The 19,082-nt window shown below is 46.3% G+C and carries 15 protein-coding genes; 13 read left to right on the forward strand and 2 right to left on the reverse strand.

The window, feature by feature from the left end; translation table 11 throughout:
* The first annotated feature begins 103 nt into the window (after window positions 1–103).
* The 12 genes from BVG16_RS10500 to BVG16_RS10555 all read left to right on the forward strand — a co-directional run bounded on the left by BVG16_RS10500 (window position 104) and on the right by BVG16_RS10555 (window position 15,997).
* Entirely contained in the window at window positions 104–421 is a 318-nt protein-coding gene (locus BVG16_RS10500; RefSeq protein WP_078497227.1) for a transposase, read from the forward strand.
* Between the two features lie 11 nt (window positions 422–432).
* Window positions 433–1,296, forward strand: coding sequence for an IS3 family transposase (locus BVG16_RS10505; RefSeq protein ID WP_233146885.1), 864 nt, complete (start codon window positions 433–435; stop codon window positions 1,294–1,296).
* 365 nt (window positions 1,297–1,661) lie between these two features.
* Entirely contained in the window at window positions 1,662–1,943 is a 282-nt protein-coding gene (locus tag BVG16_RS10510) for a hypothetical protein (protein ID WP_078498522.1), read from the forward strand.
* 164 nt (window positions 1,944–2,107) lie between these two features.
* Window positions 2,108–4,399, forward strand: a complete 2,292-nt coding sequence (locus BVG16_RS10515) for a glycoside hydrolase family 95 protein (protein ID WP_078498523.1) — start codon at window positions 2,108–2,110, stop codon at window positions 4,397–4,399.
* Window positions 4,400–4,620: 221 nt separating this feature from the next.
* A complete protein-coding gene (locus tag BVG16_RS10520; RefSeq protein WP_078498524.1) occupies window positions 4,621–5,748 on the forward strand; it encodes a glycoside hydrolase family 88 protein in 1,128 nt (375 codons plus the stop codon).
* A 105-nt stretch (window positions 5,749–5,853) separates the two neighbouring features.
* A complete protein-coding gene (locus BVG16_RS10525; RefSeq protein WP_078498525.1) occupies window positions 5,854–7,581 on the forward strand; it encodes a sensor histidine kinase in 1,728 nt (575 codons plus the stop codon).
* Complete coding sequence (locus BVG16_RS10530) at window positions 7,578–9,176, forward strand: response regulator transcription factor (protein ID WP_078498526.1); 1,599 nt, start codon at window positions 7,578–7,580, stop codon at window positions 9,174–9,176. Before BVG16_RS10525 ends, BVG16_RS10530 begins: the two co-directional genes overlap by 4 nt.
* 185 nt (window positions 9,177–9,361) lie before the next feature.
* Entirely contained in the window at window positions 9,362–10,294 is a 933-nt protein-coding gene (locus tag BVG16_RS10535) for a carbohydrate ABC transporter permease (RefSeq protein ID WP_078498527.1), read from the forward strand.
* A gap of 30 nt (window positions 10,295–10,324) precedes the next feature.
* Complete coding sequence (locus tag BVG16_RS10540; RefSeq protein WP_078498528.1) at window positions 10,325–11,161, forward strand: carbohydrate ABC transporter permease; 837 nt, start codon at window positions 10,325–10,327, stop codon at window positions 11,159–11,161.
* Between the two features lie 132 nt (window positions 11,162–11,293).
* Window positions 11,294–12,688 (forward strand): ABC transporter substrate-binding protein, encoded by a 1,395-nt coding sequence (locus BVG16_RS10545; protein WP_078498529.1) that lies wholly within the window; start codon window positions 11,294–11,296, stop codon window positions 12,686–12,688.
* A gap of 95 nt (window positions 12,689–12,783) precedes the next feature.
* Window positions 12,784–14,610 carry a glycoside hydrolase family 35 protein gene (locus tag BVG16_RS10550; protein WP_078498530.1) on the forward strand — a complete coding sequence of 609 codons (1,827 nt, stop codon included), beginning with the start codon at window positions 12,784–12,786 and terminating at the stop codon, window positions 14,608–14,610.
* A gap of 193 nt (window positions 14,611–14,803) precedes the next feature.
* Window positions 14,804–15,997, forward strand: a complete 1,194-nt coding sequence (locus BVG16_RS10555; RefSeq protein WP_078498531.1) for a Gfo/Idh/MocA family protein — start codon at window positions 14,804–14,806, stop codon at window positions 15,995–15,997.
* A 433-nt stretch (window positions 15,998–16,430) separates the two neighbouring features.
* Here BVG16_RS10555 and BVG16_RS33830 read toward each other — a convergent pair whose 3' ends face one another.
* Window positions 16,431–16,784, reverse strand: a complete 354-nt coding sequence (locus BVG16_RS33830; RefSeq protein ID WP_332888771.1) for an MFS transporter — start codon at window positions 16,782–16,784, stop codon at window positions 16,431–16,433.
* Window positions 16,781–17,791, reverse strand: a complete 1,011-nt coding sequence (locus BVG16_RS10565; protein ID WP_078498532.1) for an alpha/beta fold hydrolase — start codon at window positions 17,789–17,791, stop codon at window positions 16,781–16,783. The genes BVG16_RS33830 and BVG16_RS10565 overlap by 4 nt, the downstream gene beginning before the upstream one ends.
* Window positions 17,792–17,925: 134 nt before the next feature.
* Between BVG16_RS10565 and BVG16_RS10570 the strand changes: the two genes are divergently transcribed.
* Window positions 17,926–18,825, forward strand: coding sequence for a LysR family transcriptional regulator (locus tag BVG16_RS10570; protein ID WP_078498533.1), 900 nt, complete (start codon window positions 17,926–17,928; stop codon window positions 18,823–18,825).
* Window positions 18,826–19,082 lie beyond the last annotated feature (257 nt).

The raw sequence follows: 19,082 nt of genomic DNA on the forward strand, positions 1-19,082 counted from the left end.
STRCSSATNDATACTNTRYCHNAGCDTGCAACTAGAATAAAAAGTGGACACGACGTTAAGGAACAAAAGATAATAAACTTAACGAAAGAAGAGGTGTCCAATTGTGGGGGAACAACGGCAAAGGTATAACGAAGAATTTAAAATGCAAACAGTGAAATACATTCAAGAGCAAACGAAGTCTCTATCCGAAATATGTGATGAACTTAGCATTCCGAAAAGCACCGTACACCAATGGATCGCGCAATATCGGCAATTCGATCAGGAAGCGGTCAATCATCCGGAGAAGATTAAACAACTCGAGCAAGTGCTAAAGAACAATGAGGAGGAGAACCGCCGTAAAGAGCGTGAAATTAATGAATTAAAAGAAGAGTTAGCCATTCTAAAAAAGGCGCTGCACATCTTCAGCAAAGAAAAGAACTAAGATTTCAATTTATTGAAGATCATCTCTCCGAGTTTCGCGTGGAGAAGATGTGCAGCGTACTACGCGTATCCAGGAGTGGTTATTACAAATGGCGTACGGCAGCGCCTTCTGAGCAGCTCCAACGAAAGGAGAAGCTCAAAAAGCGTATTATTTGGCACTTCCATGACTCCGAAGAACGCTATGGAAGCCCAAGAATTCATCGGGATCTTAAGAAGGAAGGCTGGACCGTATCGGAACGAACGGTTGGCCTCATTATGCGCGAAGAAGGGCTTCGTTCCTGTATGTCACGTAAATTCAGAATAAGCACGACAGATTCCAAACACGAACTACCTATCGCACCCAATGAGCTGCAACAAGATTTTTCAGCAACTAAGCCGAATGAAAAATGGGTGGCGGACATCACTTACATTCCTTGTCGCCAAGGAAAGCTGTATCTAGCCAGTATCTTGGATCTGTACACGAAACAGATCGTAGGATGGAAATTGGGCGACTATATGACAACAGATTTGGTTTTGGATGCGCTGAAGCAAGCCCATACAGCGAAAAGACCGGGAAAGGGACTAATCCACCACTCTGATCGCGGTTCGCAGTATGCGTCAAAAGATTACCGTGAACAACTTAAAAAGTACGATATGAAACCCAGTATGAGTCGGAAAGGAAACTGCTACGATAACGCTTGTATTGAGGCGTTTCACAGCATTTTGAAGCGCGAGTTGATCTACTGCAAACCAAAGTTTAAAACCAAGCAAGAAGCGCAAGAGAAACTATATCGATACTTAGAATTCTTTTATAACCGGAAACGCTCCAATAGCACGCTGGGATACATGTCGCCGGTTCGCTTCGAGCAGCTCTATTATGAGCGAAATTCAGCTTAATTTTGTGTCCACTTTATTGACAGAAGAGCAGAAAGGCCGTTATTTACGCTTATTTAAGCGGAGTTAGGTATGTTTTGTGGAAATAACGGCTTCTCAGTCCGTAACGATTGCAAAACGGGGTCGATTGTAGCAAATAGAGGCTTCTCAGTCCGTAATATGTTCTGCCCGGGGCTTTGTCTCGTACGAATCACTATCGATTAACGGTGATTAGCTAGTCAAGCACTTATTTTGGATTGGAGCCCCAAATAATAATTGAATATGTGTTTATTACCGGAGGAGCCTGTCAACAAGGCTCCTTTTTGTCTTTTTATGCGTGGTGAATTCTAGTAAGGTCGATATAATGAGGTTCGGATAGGGGGAGGATCATGAGTTGGATTGCAGTACAGTCTTATTACAAGGTGGAGAGGAACGTAACTGGCTTAGAACAAACCATCATGAAACAGGAGAGATGGATCTATTTATATCAAGAGAAGATTGTGACGAAGTATCGCGAGTTTCCTATTCAGGAGGTCTTTGATATGTCTTATCGGTCCATGGGAGGGAACGGAGGGATACTTTATTTGCATACACGGCAAGGTGTATTTTCGTATATGGTTTCGGAAGATCCTCGACCTTTTATGGAAGCATATAAGCTTCTTATCGAATAATCACTTCATCATAAACAAGCGTTATAGATCAAGCATCATCACATTTAGGTAAAAATATGACTTGTTTTGGTCAGAATTCCAACTTGGAAAAAAATTCGGTTGCTCTATAATAGAAGCGATATCTATTGGAACGCGAACGTATTTACCGATCAGGAGGGGAGAATGTGAGTAGTAGAAGCCTCAAGTTCATGGAACAACGACCAGCACGAGTGTGGACAGAAGCATTTCCCGTGGGCAATGGCCGATTAGGCGGGATGGTGTTCGGGGGAATTCAAACTGAAAGAATTCAGCTGAATGAAGATTCGGTCTGGTATGGCGGCCCGGTAGAGAATGACTTTTCCAACGCCGCGAACAAGCTCGGGGAAATCAGAACCTTGCTTCAGGAAGGAAAAGTGCAGGAAGCGGAGCGTATGGCGTTATTGAACATGTCAAATGCGCCTCATTATTTCGGCCCTTATCAGCCGCTAGGGGAGCTGCATTTGAACATCACTGGCGAAGAGAACGTCTCCGATTACCGCCGCGAGCTTGATTTGGAGCGTGGGATAACGTCTGTTGAGTACCGATCCGGTAACACGAGATATCGGCGAGAGGTATTTTCAAGCGCGGTAGATCAGGTTCTAATCATTCGATTGACGGCTTCGGAGCCCGCATCCATTTCGCTAACGGCCCGGTTGAGTCGACGTCCTTTCGAAGGAACGATTCGTAGTGAATCTAGCAACATGCTGACCATGCAGGGCCAATGCGGGCCGGATGGGGTTCATTATGCTGCGACATTATGTGCGGTTGCCAAGGGAGGAGAAACGGAGAGGGTTGGCAATTATATTGAAATTCGCCAAGCAGATACCGTTACGCTGATCCTAGCGGCACAAACCTCTTTTCGGTGCAGTGACCCATATATAGAGGCGATGAAGGAAGCCGAGCGGGCAGCCGCTCAACATTATGAGATTCTAGAAGCTACACATATCAAGGATTACAACCTATTGTTCGGCCGCGTCTCCTTAGAGCTTGCTGACGAGGACCAAGCACAGCATACAGAATGGTCTACGTCAGATCGGCTGCGCCGCTACCAACAGGGGGATTCAGATCCTTCGCTGGAAGTGTTGTTTTATCAATATGGACGCTATTTGCTCCTATCGAGCTCTCGCCCTGGAAGTCTGCCGGCGAATTTGCAAGGCATATGGAATGATAGCTTCATGCCGCCGTGGGAGTCAGATTTCCATCTCAACATCAATCTTCAGATGAATTATTGGATCACAGAAGCAGGGAATTTACCGGAATGTCATGAACCTTTGTTTGATTTGGTGGACAGAATGGTTATTCAAGGACGCAAAACGGCAAGGAGATTATATGGCGCCAGGGGTTTTGTAGCTCATTCCGTGACAAATATCTGGGCAGAAACGGGGATTTTCAGCACATGGGTACCTGCCATGTTCTGGCCGACGGGGGGCGCCTGGCTGGCGCTCCATCTATGGGAGCATTATCGGTATTCGCTATCGGAATCCTTCCTGCGAGATCGTGCCTATCCGATTTTAAAAGAAGCATGCCTCTTCTTCGAGGACTACTTGGTCGATAATGGCCAGGGAGCACTGGTCACAGGACCATCCGTATCTCCCGAGAACAGCTATGTGACGAAGGAAGGTCAACGTGGGGCATTAAGCATGGGACCGTCCATGGATTCGCAAATCGTGTATGCCTTATTCACTGCAAGCATCGAGGCCGCTCGCCTTCTGGATCTGGATCATCCGCAACAGGAAGATTGGAAGAAAATCCGTGAGAGACTTCCGCAGCCTCAGATCGGTCGGCAGGGTCAGATCATGGAATGGTCTGAAGATTACGAGGAAGTTGAGCTTGGGCACCGTCACATTTCGCATTTATTTGCACTGCATCCGGGGGAGCAAATCATCCCACATCGGATGCCAGCTTTAGGAACGGCAGCACGGCGTACCCTCGAACGGAGATTGGCACACGGTGGGGGGCATACGGGATGGAGCCAGGCTTGGATTTCGAATTTCTGGGCTAGGTTAGAGGACGGAGACTCTTCGTATAGAAGCCTTCAGGAGCTATTGCGCAAAGCAGTGCATCCGAATTTATTCGGTGATCATCCACCATTTCAGATTGATGCGAATTTTGGTGGAGCGGCTGCGATCCAAGAGATGCTGTTGCAATCCCATGGGGGAGAAATTCGGCTGCTGCCAGCACTGCCTGCTGCATGGGCTTCGGGCCGTGTAAAAGGGCTTCGAGCCAGAGGCGGATTCGTCGTGGATATCGAATGGTCGCATGGACAGCTGGAGAAGGCAAGGATACGCAGCGAAGCAGAGGGGAGATGTGTGATATATAGCGAGGTCCCCATAGAGATTCGAGGCGCTGAAGACGATCCGATATCTGTAGATTCGCTGGAAGGTACATATGTCTTTCATAGCTCACCCGGAGAAATTTACAACATCACGTTGGTATAAGCGTTTTTTAGCAGCTCCATCTTAAATCCCGATTTCCTAAAGGATACTCAACGTCAAGCCCATGACGAAGAGTATCCTTTTTCGATCGTAGATAATCCATGCGGCCAAAAAGTCAAAATAGTGCACAATCCAAGCATAATTTTAACCTATAAGATTGAGTTCTCTGGCTTATCATGGAAAACAGCAAATGATTTCTTAGAAATCGAAGGGAGCTTGAACACATGTTTAAAGACGCCATACGTGACGCGATAGCCAAGACATTAGCGAATATAGATACATTCGGAGAACAATTCCCGCATGTCAGCCGACATGGGAAGTATGAATTGATAGAGAATAACGATTGGACGAACGGATTCTGGACGGGAATGCAGTGGCTCTGCTATGAATATACCCAAGACGAGCGGTTTCGCCAGGCGGCAGTGAAGTCCGTTGCAAGCTTCGAAGAACGTCTACGGCAGCATGTCGTACTCGATCACCATGATATCGGATTCTTGTATTCCTTGTCCTCGAAGGCACAGTGGATCGTGGAAAAGGATGAGCATGCACGGCAATTAACCCTTCAGGCAGCTGATGTGCTGATGAAGCGTTGGCGTGAACCCGGTGGTTATATTCAAGCCTGGGGCCAGAAGGACGATCCCAAAGAAGGCGGGCGGATCATTATCGATTGCCTGCTGAACCTTCCGTTATTATACTGGGCAAGCGAACAGACGGGTGACGCTGCTTACCGAGAGGTCGCCATTACGCAAGCTGAGAAATCTAGACGGTATCTTGTTCGAGGCGATGACAGCTCGTACCATACGTTTTTCTTCAATACGGCAACGGGGGAACCGATCGGCGGTGCGACACATCAAGGCTATACGAACGGATCGACCTGGACGAGAGGACAGGCTTGGGGCATTTATGGATTCGCATTATCTTACCGGTATACGAAAAACGAGTTATTTTTAGCGACTTCTAAGCGTTTAGCGAAATATTTTCTCGCGCATTTGCCAGAGGACAACGTGGCGTACTGGGACTTTCATGCGCCTGTCACAGCAGATACGTATCGGGATAGCTCGGCCTCTGCGATTGCGGCTGCAGGCCTCGTGGAGCTCCTATCCCACTTGGATGAACAGGACCCGGATCGCGCCTATTTTCAGGACATGTTGTTAAAATCGATGACATCTCTAGTTCAGCATTATGCGACCCTCGGGGAAGCTGAAGCCGAAGGATTGTTGAAGCATGGCTCATATTACGTACATGGGGGCTTATCGCCCGATGATTATATGATTTGGGGAGATTATTTCTATCTGGAAGCGCTGATGAGGCTGGACAATGGCATCACAGGATATTGGTACGAACGATCCTAGCAAATCATCATGATGCTCCAGCGATTATTATAAAAACGGTTACAGCAAAGTAGACGAACCTGATACAATAATAGTAAAAAAGGGTCGAAAGAGGCGCGGGTCAGCATGTTTAAGTTTACGTTCTACCGAAGAATACAAATCTCGTTTCTCGTGTTTATTATCCTTCCGATTCTCACAGTCTCAGTCATTTCGTATGTTCTGATTAAAGAGTCGATGGTAGAGAAGATTCAATTAAGCAACGATAATTTTTTGAAAGTTATGATCGATGAGATAGGGAAGACGATTGATGATGTGACATTTTCGTCCCATTTTATCGTGAATGATACAAGCTTTCGCACCTATTTGCGAAATTTTGCGGACGCAGAGCGAATCCGTACCTTTGAAGATTACACGAATTTCACTCAGATTAAAGGGGTGTTCTCGCTCATCACCTCGAAGCCATTGAATAGTAACATCCGGATGTTTCTCGTCAATCGGCAGCATTTCATCATCTCATCGAATGAAGAAGATGATCTGAAGCTGATTCATCAAAACTTAGATGGCCTCCTGTCCCAAGTCGAATTAGATAAGCCGGATAACCTTCAGTGGCTGGGCATGGTGAGGGATTCATCGAACCGGAACGGAACCTATTACATGGCCAGAGTCATCTATGATCAGCATGAAAAGCAGTTCCTATCCGTGCTCATTATCGGAATTGCGGAATCGTATTTCGAAAAGCTGCTGGAACCGGTCGAGTTTGGAAAAGTCGCGTTGTTCGACAAAGCGGGAAACCGGATCGCGGGCAATACGGAGCTTTCATGGAACGAAAATGCAAAGAAGGGGTCGACCTTGCGTTCCGAAGTCACCTTGGACAAGACGAATTGGACACTGGTTTATGAAGCCAATAAAGAATCGTTTACGGGCCAAATTTCAAGAACCTTTTATACCGGTATGGGGGGCGTCATCTTTTTCTGTATTATTTTCTCGATCACCTCGATCTTTATAGCCAAAAGGTTACACAACCCGATTCAAAAATTACAGCGCGTCGTTCGGCAATTCGGGAGCGGGAACTTGGATGCCAGGCTTGAAGTCAAAGGGAAGGATGATATTGCGGAGTTGAGCCAGACATTAAATACGATGCTCGATCAGCTTCAACATCTCATTTATGATATCGAGCAAGAACAGGAACAGAAACGTGTGATGGAGCTTGATGCATTGTTCATGCAGATTCGACCTCATTTCCTGATCAATACCTTGAATTCGATCAAATGCAGTCTGATCTTGCAGAAGGACCAGCTGCACAGCGGAATCATTGATTCCTTAATGAGTTTGCTGCGGGCATATCTGAAAGTGAATGAACCTACGACCTTGCAGGAAGAGTGCAGATTGCTGAAGCATTACATGGATATCATGAAGGTCCGCAATGAAATTCCCGTAGAGCTGAAGGTCGATCTGGAACCGGGGTTGGACCAGCTTGTTATTCCGAAGCTGCTGCTGCAGCCTTTAATTGAGAATGCGATTGTCCATGGGTTCATCGATCATGACGATGCCGGAATTTCAGTATACGGAAGAAGAGAAGAGAGCGATATTATTATTGAAATTGAGGATAACGGGAGCGGGATGGAGGAAGCAGCGCGAATCGCGTTGAACGATCATTTACAATCCAGTGATTCTGAACAGGATGCTTCATACCAAAGGGTAGGATTGATAAATGTGGTCCAGCGAATGAGGTTATCCTTTGGCTCAACGGCTAGTCTAGTACTTTGTCCGAATGAAATGGGCGGGGTAACCGCTGTTCTTCGTTTTCCAGATCCAGATCATCATGTTTTTCTTACCGGGAGGACTGCGCTATGATGCACAAAGTAATGTTAATTGATGATGATGTCCCGATGCTTAAAGTACTGCAGCAGATGATTGAGTGGGATTCCCTGAACTTGCATGTCGTTGGTTCCACCTATTCGAGCACGAAGGCAATGCAGATGTTCCAAGAAACTTCGCCGGATATTGTTATAACGGACATCGGCATTCCGCAAAAAAGCGGGATCGAGCTGGCGACGATATTCCGGCAGCAGAAGCCGGATACGCGGGTCATTTTTCTGACCTGTCATGAGGATTTTCATTATGCGCAGCAAGCCGTGAAGTTGAATGCGGATGATTACCTGCTTAAGGATAAATTAACGGCAGAGCAGCTGGAGCAAAGCTTGGTGAAATCGATTCGTTTGCTGAAATCGAAACCCATGGCGATTGAGCAGGAAGTGTCGAATTATAATCGAGAGCTGTTCAAGCAAGGATTGCTTCAGAAAGCGATGAGCGGAGCACATGCGAAATCGACAGTAGGTTATGCAGCTCAGTTAGGTATTTCATGGGATTATCCATGGTTTATGCTAGGTCTTGTCCATATTCAATATTCATCATATGCGACGCATTATACAAAGAGCAACCTTCCGTTGATCTATTACGCCATCTACAATATTGCGATCGAAGTATCCGCATTTTACGAAGGAATAACGCCTTTTGTGGAGCAAGGCCATCTCGTTATTCTCTATAATTATCGTCTGGATCTGGCGCATAATGCCTCGTCCCGCATGCAAAGTTACATGCAGGAGTTGTGTTATAAATGTTGCGAGTTTCTAAAACTGCAGGTTAGTCTGCTAGTCATGCCGGATAAATTGGAGCTTGGAACGTTAGGATCTGCGTACCATCAGCTCGTTCAAGAGAAGAAAGAGTTTTATAAGGCTAAGGATCTCAAGGTAATCGATCGGAATGATTTACAGCAGCACGTCTTCTTCCCGATGCCTCAAGGGTTTCTAGATCCTTATAAATCGGATCTGGAACGCGCGATCTTAAAGAATGACCAAGAAGTGATGAAGAGTATCGTGTCGCGTATAGAAATGACGGCTGAAGAGTCGAGAATTGAGCCTGTTGAATTGGTCCGTGAGTTATCGATGACGCTGCGGAGTATGGAGTTGATGTTCTCAAGATGGAAGTCCAATGAAGAGATCTATGTCTACCTTTCGTCCGCAAGATCATTAAAGGATGTTATGACGTTGGTCCTCAGGAAACTGGAGCATATTGCGCAATATCGCCAGCAAGGATCAGGTCCTGTAATTAAGGAACCGAAGCTGCAAGTGATTCAACAATATATTGATCAGCATTTATCGGATAATATCACGTCTATTGATATCGCCCGTTATTTATATCTGAATTCAAGTTACTTCTCACGCTATTTTAAGCGCTTGACAGGGATTAACTTTACGGATTACGTTCATCAATACAAGATGAAAATTGCAACTAACATGTTGAAATCATCCAGCCAATCCCTAGAGTCGCTCGCCATGGGACTAGGATACTCCGACAGAACATATTTCTCCAAAGTGTTCAAGAAATATGTCGGTACGACACCGAGTGAATACAAAACAAGAAACGCCACCCATCGGTCAATAAAATAATAGCGCACATACGCGCGACGCAATAACCTGCCCCCCATGTTCATGATCGGGCAGGTTATTTTTTTATCCCGTTTGATCGTCAAGAAAAGTCAAAATATTGCTCGTACCTAGTCATAATCCATCGCTCTATAATCCGCTATTTTCATTATGATTAGAATTAACTTAATGATGTTGAGGTGATTGGTATGGAAGCTGCGAAACGAGCGATGACGCCGGATGGTCTGCAGAAGCGCAAGAAGTTTTGGACGCCAAGACGGAAAGAAGCTTTGATTGGCTGGTTGTTCCTTGCCCCTGAGATTGTGGGGATGCTGTTGTTAAATGTATTTGCACTGGGGTTTTCTCTATATTTAAGTTTTACTTCGTGGGATTTATTATCAGGCATATCGGGGATTAAATTTACCGGATTGGATAATTACATCCACATGTTCCAAGATCCAACGATCATCCGGGCATTGAAAAACAATCTGATTTATACGGTGTTGACGGTACCTGTGCCGATCGCCATTGCACTTGTATTGGCCGTACTGATTCATAGCAAGGTCTTCTGGAAGGAATATTTTAAGGTCGTGTTCTTCATTCCTTATATTTCTTCCATTATCGCGATTGCGGCCGTGTGGAGCGCATTGTTCCACCCTTCGTTAGGACCGATTAATCAGTTCCTGATGGATCTGGGCATATCCTCGCCGCCGAAATGGCTTGTCGATCCCAAAACATCGCTATTGTCCATCGCGATTATCAGTTCTTGGGCCGGACTCGGATATACCATTATCATTTATATGGCTGGATTGACCAACATTTCGAACGAGCTGTATGAAGCGGCTGAAATCGATGGGGCGTCGTCCATTACGAAGTTCTTGAAAATCACGGTGCCCTTGCTTCGTCCGACTACGTTTTTCTTGTTCATTACAATGCTCATCGGCTCCTTTAAAGTATTCGATATTATTTCCTACCTAACCGAGGGAGGACCAGACAATTCTTCGACCGTTATTGTTTTCCGGATTTACGAAGAAGGTTTCGTAAATTACAACATGGGATACGCTGCTGCGATTTCGTGGCTGTTATTCGCGATCATCGCGATCATTACGGCGGCAACCTGGAAAATGAGAAAAGAAGAATAAAGATACAGAATCAAAAGGGAGGGAATTCGAATGCTCTATATCAAGAAAAACATGACGAAACTGATCACAACGATCATGATGGGGCTGCTATCCGTATTTTTTATGATTCCATTTGTATGGATGCTGTCATCCGCCTTTAAATATGAGAAAGATGTCATGCGGTTTCCAATTGAATGGATTCCAAAATCGGTCAATGTGGTATACAATTTCAAAGCGGTTTGGATGGGAAAAGTACCCTTCTTACAGACGTACATGAACTCGATTAAAATCTCAATTATCGTGACGTTGATTACCATCGTGATTTCAACGATGGCGGCCTATGCTTTTACGAAGCTTCGTTTTCGGGGAAGAAATCTCGTATTTACGGCATTGCTGTCCTTCATGATCATCCCGGATCAAGCAACCTTGATTCCACGTTTTATGCTGATTCGATGGTTAGGTCTTTACGATACGCACGCTGCGCTGATCTTGATGAGTATGTTCTCGATTTACTTTACGTTTCTGTTGCGCCAGTTCATGGTGGGCATCAGTGATGAATATCTCGAAGCGGCGAGAATTGATGGGGCAGGTCAGTTAAGGATCTTCAGTTCCATTGTCATTCCGTTATGCAGACCCGTAATTGCTACGGTTGCCATTATTAAATTTATTTGGTCATGGAACGATTATCAGAATCCGCTCATCTTCTTGCAGACCAAAAGTTTATATACGATTCCGCTCGGGATGACCTTATTCCGCGATGATTATACGACCAATGACGCAATGATGATGATGGCTTCGTTATCTGCGATCATTCCGCTGCTTATTGTCTTCATCATCCTGCAGAAGCAAGTCATTAACGGCATTGCGCTTGGAGGCGTTAAAGGATAGGTTATGTAGGGAAAAGGTCAAAAAAGTAATCTTTTTACCTCAAAATTATGCACTTGGTAAATCGTACCGGTCTGTATACTGAGGGGGTAGTCGAATGACAAATGTTGTACAAAGATCAAAGGGGGAAACAAAATGAATCCATCGGTAAAACGCAAGTTTTCTGTTTCACTTTGTCTCATGATGGCAGTCATGTTGATGCTTAGTGCTTGTGGCACCAAGTCTTCTTCGGAAGGCACCACAAGTTCGTCAACTACGGAAAGTCAAGCCAGCTCGACCGAAGAGCAAGTAACGATCAAGTATTATAACTGGGATAATGCGGATAGCGAAGTTGCTACAAAAGCGATGCTTGGGGAATTCGAAAAACAGAACCCGAACATCAAAGTGGAACATGTTGTCCTAGTTCCAGGTAATTCCCAAGAAATGTTGAAAAAGCTGGATTTTCTGATTTCATCCGGGGAAGCGGTAGACGTGATCGCCATGCCGAGCGCTGGTTCGCTGGTTGAGCGGGCAAGCCGGGGCGCATTGGCGCCACTCGATGAATTGTATCAAGCGAACAGCCTTGTTCCTGCGGACGAGTACTATGTGAATACGAAGGTAGATAACAAGACGTACGGCATGCAATTCACAACAGGATATCAGTTCGTATTGCTGAATAAGGATGCATTGGATGAGGTTGGATTGCCAGTGCCGAAGTTTGGCTGGACTTGGGACGATTATCGTGACTATGCCAAGAAGTTGACGAAAGGCGAAGGCGTGGACAAGCGTTACGGAACGTATTTCCATACATGGGAGCTCTATATGAATGCGCCGGCGCAGACTGTCATGAAAGATCCTTTCCGGTATGATGACGGAACGACGATTTTGTCCGACCCGACCTATAAGTATTTCTTCCAATTACGCAAAGACATGGAGAAGATCGATCAATCTGCCAAACCATATGCGGACGTACTTGCTGCGAAGCTGAACTATCGTTCCGAATTTTTCAGCGGTGATGCGGCAATGATTCTTTCCGGCAGCTTTATGATCCCGGATCCAGGCAATATCGAACAATATCCGCATGATTTCAAAACAGCCTTTGCACCGGTTCCGCTTCCTCCGCAAAATGCGCTGCCTAAAGATTATGCAGGCGGGAAGTATTTTGTAGGCGGTTCGCAGCTTGCGATGGGGGGAACTTCCAAGCATAAGGAGGCCGCGTTTAAATTAATGCGTTTCATGACGACAACCGATTCGGAATCCAGAATGGAGTTTTCCGGTTGGAAGAAGGCCGACCAGAATAAAGTCCTCGATCGGTTGATCGGTAAGAATCCGGACAAATATGATGTGGAATCCCTGAAGAGCACTTTGTTCGGACCAGACATTCAATATTTGGATACCTCTGAAGTGGTTACGAAAAGCACGTCAGACTTAACCAAAGTCATCGATGATGGATTCAGTAAATTCATGCTGAGCAATGATTCGATCGATAGCGTACAGAAGTGGATGGTCGACGAAGCAACGAAGATTATCAATGAGAAAGAAAACAAGTAAATATATTTTAGCGGAATAATGATGAAGGGCTTTGAAGCGTCTAACGGAGGGCTGCTTCAAAACCCTTTTTTCGGTCTAGCATGGGAGGGTAAATGATGAGTCGATTGGAAATTAGCGAAGGGCAATATGTCTTGGATGGAGCTCCCTATCGGATCGTGTCCGGCGCCATCCATTATTTTCGGGTCGTTCCGGCTTATTGGGAGGATCGGTTGTTGAAGCTGAAAGCCTGCGGGTTCAATACAGTGGAGACCTATATAGCTTGGAATGTGCATGAACCACAGAAAGAAGACTTCCAGTTTCATGGGATGGCAGACGTTGCGAAGTTTATTGAGCTTGCGGGACAGCTGGGACTTCACGTTATCGTAAGGCCTAGTCCGTATATCTGCGCGGAGTGGGAATTCGGCGGATTGCCGGCATGGCTGCTCCAGGACAACCAGCTGCAGCTCCGTTGCATGGATCCGTTATTTTTGGCTAAAGTGGATCGGTACTACGATCAATTAATCCCTAGGTTGGTGCCGCTGCTCTCGACGAATGGCGGACCGATTCTAGCGGTTCAGATCGAGAACGAATACGGGAGTTTCGGTAACGATACGGCTTATTTGACATATATACAGGAAGGGCTTGTGCGAAGAGGGATCGATGTCTTGCTCTTTACGTCGGATGGTCCAACCGATGAAATGCTGATAGGAGGAACGATCGAAGGGGTTCACGCTACGGTGAATTTCGGTTCCCGTGTCGCGGAATCCTTCGCAAAGTTCCGTGAGTATCGGGCAGCGGAGCCGCTTATGGTCATGGAGTACTGGAATGGTTGGTTCGATCATTGGATGGAGCCCCATCACGTGCGCGAAGCGGCAGATGTCGCGGAAGTTTTGGATGAAATGTTAGAGCAGGGTTCGTCCGTAAACATGTACATGTTCCATGGGGGAACGAACTTTGGTTACTATAGTGGTGCCAATCACATTGAAACCTATGAACCTACGGTTACGAGTTACGATTATGATGCGCCGTTGACCGAATGGGGAGACGTAACGAAGAAATGCAAGGAAGTCCAGAAGGTCCTTGGGAAGCATGGCTTTGAACCGGGCTGTCCTTTACCAAACCCTATTCCGAAATATGCATATGGCGAAGTCGCTTTATCGGAAAGTGTTGCACTGTTCGATTCTCTGGATCAGCTATCTGAGCCGATTGAACAGACCTCCATTCAGCCGATGGAAAAATTCGGACAAGCGTATGGGTTTATTCTTTATTCGACGTGGGTGAAGGGTCCTCGATCACGGCAGCAGCTGCATATTCAGGAGGTTCGTGACCGGGCGCAGGTCTTTTTGAACGGCAAGCCATTAGGCGTTGTCGAGCGTTGGAACCCGCTGCCATTGGAGATCAGCGTGCCAGAAGAGGGCGGAAGACTGGATATTCTGGTGGAGAATATGGGACGAATTAATTACGGTCCGCTTCTTCGCGATCCGAAGGGAATCACGGAAGGTGTACGTATCGATAACCAGTTCCAATATCATTGGACCATCCGGACACTGCCTTTGCAACCGAATTCTATTTCGACGATCAACTATGTGGAGAGGGAGATAGAGAGGGAAGACGAACTTCACTCCATTCAGGGTTCAACCCCCGCTTTCTACCGGGGATATTTCACGGCGGATCAGATTGGCGATACGTTCCTGCGGTTCGACGGATGGCAGAAAGGGATTGCCTGGGTGAACGGTTTTCATCTGGGACGCTACTGGAACGCGGGGCCGCAGCGTGCGTTGTACGTTCCCGGACCCCTGCTGAGGGTCGGACGCAATGAGATTGTACTTTTTGAGCTGCATGGTTCTCCGGAAATGCCGGTCATTTCACTCGTTGACCAACCTGATTTAGGGATTACGTCACAGCTGGATGAGCGTGTGTTGAATTTTGTGCAAGACGAGTAGGAAGATGGCATGTGATAAGCTCTGAACGAGGATGCTATCATGCGATGATTTTGCATACGGCCTACTTAGCGTTGGCTGTTTTATTTTTTGGGCAAAATGTTTGGGTTGATCTTCGGACGTCATCTCCTCTATCATATATTGGAAATCTCTATTGTGAATCTATAAACGAAAATGGATAAAGGAGGTTAAAGAAATGGAAAAGGTTAGAGTAGGCATGATTGGGTTGGGCGCCCGCGGCATGGGGTTATTAACGGGGATTATACTGCATATGGACGATGTCGAGGTCGTAGCGGTATGTGATTTATATGAGGACCGCCGCGAGAAGGCAGCGTCGCTGGTAGAAGAAGCCAGAGGCCAAAGGCCGTTTGCTGCGAAACAATATCAAGAGGTTGTAGCGCTGGACAACATTGATGCGGTCGTCATTGGCGCATCCTGGGCAGACCATATCGATATTGCAGTAGCCTGCATGGAGGCAGGAATTTACGTCGCCAGTGAGGTAGGCGGAGCGTATTCTATTCAAGAATGTTGGCGATTGGTAGAAACCTATGAGAGAACTAAAGTGCCTTGTATGATCATGGAGAACTGTTGTTATGGAAGAGATGAAATGATGGTTCTGAACATGGTGAAGCAAGGGATATTCGGTGATATTGTTCATTGTTCCGGCGGATACCATCATGATTTGCGAGAAGAGATTGCCTATGGCGTGGAGAATCGGCACTATAGATTGCAGAATTATATCCACCGTAATTGCGAGAACTATCCAACTCATGAGCTGGGTCCCATTGCGCAAATTCTGGGCATTAATCACGGGAATCGAATGGTATCTCTCGTCTCCATGGCCTCGAAGGCCAGAGGGATGCATGAGTATGTGTTGAAGAAGAAAGGCGAGGATTCGGCATTAGCCCATACCGAGTTTATGCAAGGCGATATTGTCACGACCATGATTAAATGCGCCCATGGCGAGACGATTACGCTAACCTTGGATACGACACTGCCAAGATATTATTCCAGAGGATTTAACGTTCGCGGGACGAAAGGCATGTATCACGAGGAAAATCAGTCCATCTATCTCGACGGACAGCATGATGCTCATCATGCTGAATGGAACAAGCAGTGGGGCAACGTAGAGGAATTCAGGGAGCAATATGATCATCCGGTCTGGAAAAAGTATATTGCGGAAGGCGTCAAGGGCGGCCATGGCGGTATGGATTGGCTGGTGTTCTCGGATTTCTTCAATAGCGTCAAGAACGGTACCCCTACGCCACTCGATGTGTATGATATGGCTTCATGGATGTGTATTTCCGCCTTATCGGAGGAATCCATTGCGCTTGGAGGCCAGCCGGTTGCCATTCCTGACTTTACGAACGGCAAATGGATGAATCGGTAAATGAAACGAGAAAAATCAATCACACAAAAACCCGCTTCTTTTGATGAGCGGGTTTTTGTGTCGCCTATTTAGGAGACATAAGTATAATTTAGTATCACCCCTGGTTCAGTCCATTTCATTTTTCTTTAGTAACAATAGGGGTTCCAAGCCCACTGCTCATTTTTCTGAATAGTAAGATCGCAAGAAGTAAAGCGATGCTAACAGCAGCAAGACCCAGCCAATTCAGATACAGCACTGATGTACGGCTGATGACAAGCCCGCCTAACCCAGATCCCAGTGCAAAACCAAATTGGATGAAGGAAGTATTTACACTTAGGGCAATGTCCGGATTTCGAGGTACCTAATTGTGAATTTCGATCCCCTTGCATCTGCTAATTGCCCACCTATTTTGGATCCAACGAAGCTGCAAATTCCCGCCAGGAATAGAATGCCACTAATTTCGGTAATGGAAAGAGTAGATGTGGCTTGCAAGAAAGGCGTAATATAAGTAAATAGTGTAAAATGTGCCAATCGGAACACCCAGCACGAGCGAGCTGCTTAGGCCCATCAAAATAATGCCGATAGCACGGCCTCTTCGTTCTTTTTCAACCAGACGAGTAGCTACTGCCATGGCTACCACGGTAGCGATTCCTCCGCTAACCCCTTGAATAATTCGTATCCATAGTGTTGTTTCATAAGAAGGGCTAATAAACATCAGTCCGTTGCTGGCAATGAACACACTGAGGGTAACCATGAGTAGCTTCTTGCGATCCACATTTATCGTTAGGGCGACTTGCGAAGGTTTCATTCAAGCAAGAACCTTTTTAGGTTTTTATCTATAAATACGGAATCTGGTTCATATTGTCCAATACCTGCGCAATGCCCCCACTTCGATTCAATCGGGAGGAAGAGCGCACTAGGCATATATTGTGCCTCATATTTGTTGTCCTGGGGAGGGAAGAAAAGGTCCGTACTTCCCGGCATAACCAGGGCCCGTGCTGTAATCTTGCTTAATGCAAGTTCAAAATCGCCGTCATACACCGGATTTGCGCTAATGTCGCCGGTGATTCCAGTACGCAGCATGGTGATCAGGTCATTGGCGTCAAAGGTCAAAAACACTTGATCCCAGTAATCCACGAGATATTCCTCCAGTGTGTGGTAGCCCTCTTGCTGATAGAGCTGCTCCAGATAATAAGCCTGGGAGAAGCCCCAAGCCGCATAGACCCGACCCATGGCTGCCAATCCCGCTTTGGGCTGCTGCGTGTAAAAGCCATTCTGCCAGGCAGAATCAGCCTGAAGGGCAGCGATCATTCCTTCAAATACAACCTTTGCATGCGGCCGGGTCATGGCAGTCCCTCCGAATGGAGCGATTCGTTCGACCATATCCGGATAGCTTGATCCCCACTGAAAGGTCTGCACAGCTCCAAGCGACCAGCCAACAACGAGGGCGACTTTCGTAATGCCAAACTTCTGGGTAACCAGTTGATGCTGCAGCCGTACATTATCATAAATCGAAACCTGCGGAAAATTAGCTTGATGATAGGGCGGTGGCGTATTGCTTGGCGAGGAGGATAATCCATTGCCTAACATATTCGGTATGATGATAAAATACTTTTCCGGGTCCAGTGCCTTGCCAGGTCCGATTAACCATTCATTATCGGTATGCAGACCTGCAAACCAGGTGGGATAAACAATCACATTATTTTTTGCGGCATTTAGTGTTCCGTATGTTTTATAGGCGAGTACGGCATGTGGCAGGGTGTCACCGGATTGCAGCAGAACGTCCCCCAGTTCATAAATTTCATAATCTCTCATGTGAAAATCTCCTTTTCATAGCTGAAGATGAATTGCCTTTCTTGTCATCACTCTACGATGATGTTATTGTGAAGTCAAAGAAACGTTTCTGAATAGAACGTTCAATTTTTTTGAATTAAGGGGTGGGATGTACCATGGAATTGCGCCAACTAAAGACCTTTCATACGCTTGCTTCCACACTCAACTTTAGCCGCGCTGCAGAAGTGCAGAACTATGTCCCCTCAACGGTTACGATGCAGATGAAGGCATTGGAGGAAGAACTGGGTGTCAAGCTGGTGGACAGATTGGGTAAAAAAGTGATCCTGACCGATGCGGGGAGACGTTTTCTGGTCTATGTAGACAACATGTTGAGTGAACTTGAAGAAGCACAGCATGCCGTCAAGCAATCCGGCGAGGTGACGGGTACGGTGATCATCAGTGCGGATGAAACGTTGTGCACGTACCGGCTGCCGGCTGTACTGCGCCGGTTTCGCTTGCGCTATCCGGGGATTCGGCTGATGTTTCGACCGCTGGCTAACTCGAACCTCAAACAGAGCTTGCGGGAAGGGGGCGCGGACATTATTTTTATGCTGGATGAGGACAAGGGCGAGACAGGATTTTGCGGAGAGAAAATGCTGGATGAGCCGTTTTATGTATTGGCAGCGCCCGATCATCCATTGGCTGCACGTACTGCATTGGCCATTGAAGATTTTAATGGAGAGACCTTTTTGTTGACGGAGAAGGGATGTTCCTATCGCACGTTTTTTGAGCGAAGTCTTTCGCAGAAAGGCATGGGAGGAATTACCGAACTGGCATTTAACAGTGCAGAGGCGATTAAACAATGTGCGAAAATAGGAATGGGCATCGCCATATTGCCTGAAATGGCTGTGACTGCAGAAGTGAATCGGGGAGAACTGGTTCCGTTGCCGTGGGATTTGACCGCCACATCGTTTGCAACCCAAATGTATTGGCATGAAGAGAAGTGGATCTCGCCTGCGATCGAAGCCTTTTTGAACTTGACCCGAGATACATTTTTGAAAAATAGCACCCTATAAAGTGTTGGTCATATATGTCTTTAAAAATAAAAATACTTGGGCTTGCGGATATCGATGATGCGATAAATAGACTGGATCTATGCGGAAATGAGCACAAGATTACAAAGAGTAATCTTAACTTTACAACCGAGGATGGGTCATTGAAAAAAACATGGACACGTAAAAATTGGTCATAACAAAATCAAAATTAGTCAGTGGAAGAAAGTGGAATTTAGACTTATAATGTATGAATAAAGCAGCTTACGGTATTCCGTTGG

Source organism: Paenibacillus selenitireducens, from assembly GCF_002021565.1.
GTDB lineage: Bacteria > Bacillota > Bacilli > Paenibacillales > Paenibacillaceae > Paenibacillus_K > Paenibacillus_K selenitireducens.

Coding starts and splice junctions, on each gene's coding strand:
- BVG16_RS10510 (WP_078498522.1), top strand. CDS start 1,662: ATGAGTTGGATTGCAGTACAGTCTTATTACAAGGTGGAGAGGAACGTA.
- BVG16_RS10520 (WP_078498524.1), top strand. CDS start 4,621: ATGTTTAAAGACGCCATACGTGACGCGATAGCCAAGACATTAGCGAAT.
- BVG16_RS10525 (WP_078498525.1), top strand. CDS start 5,854: ATGTTTAAGTTTACGTTCTACCGAAGAATACAAATCTCGTTTCTCGTG.
- BVG16_RS10530 (WP_078498526.1), top strand. CDS start 7,578: ATGATGCACAAAGTAATGTTAATTGATGATGATGTCCCGATGCTTAAA.
- BVG16_RS10535 (WP_078498527.1), top strand. CDS start 9,362: ATGGAAGCTGCGAAACGAGCGATGACGCCGGATGGTCTGCAGAAGCGC.
- BVG16_RS10540 (WP_078498528.1), top strand. CDS start 10,325: ATGCTCTATATCAAGAAAAACATGACGAAACTGATCACAACGATCATG.
- BVG16_RS10545 (WP_078498529.1), top strand. CDS start 11,294: ATGAATCCATCGGTAAAACGCAAGTTTTCTGTTTCACTTTGTCTCATG.
- BVG16_RS10550 (WP_078498530.1), top strand. CDS start 12,784: ATGAGTCGATTGGAAATTAGCGAAGGGCAATATGTCTTGGATGGAGCT.
- BVG16_RS10555 (WP_078498531.1), top strand. CDS start 14,804: ATGGAAAAGGTTAGAGTAGGCATGATTGGGTTGGGCGCCCGCGGCATG.
- BVG16_RS33830 (WP_332888771.1), bottom strand. CDS start 16,784: ATGAAACCTTCGCAAGTCGCCCTAACGATAAATGTGGATCGCAAGAAG.
- BVG16_RS10565 (WP_078498532.1), bottom strand. CDS start 17,791: ATGAGAGATTATGAAATTTATGAACTGGGGGACGTTCTGCTGCAATCC.
- BVG16_RS10570 (WP_078498533.1), top strand. CDS start 17,926: ATGGAATTGCGCCAACTAAAGACCTTTCATACGCTTGCTTCCACACTC.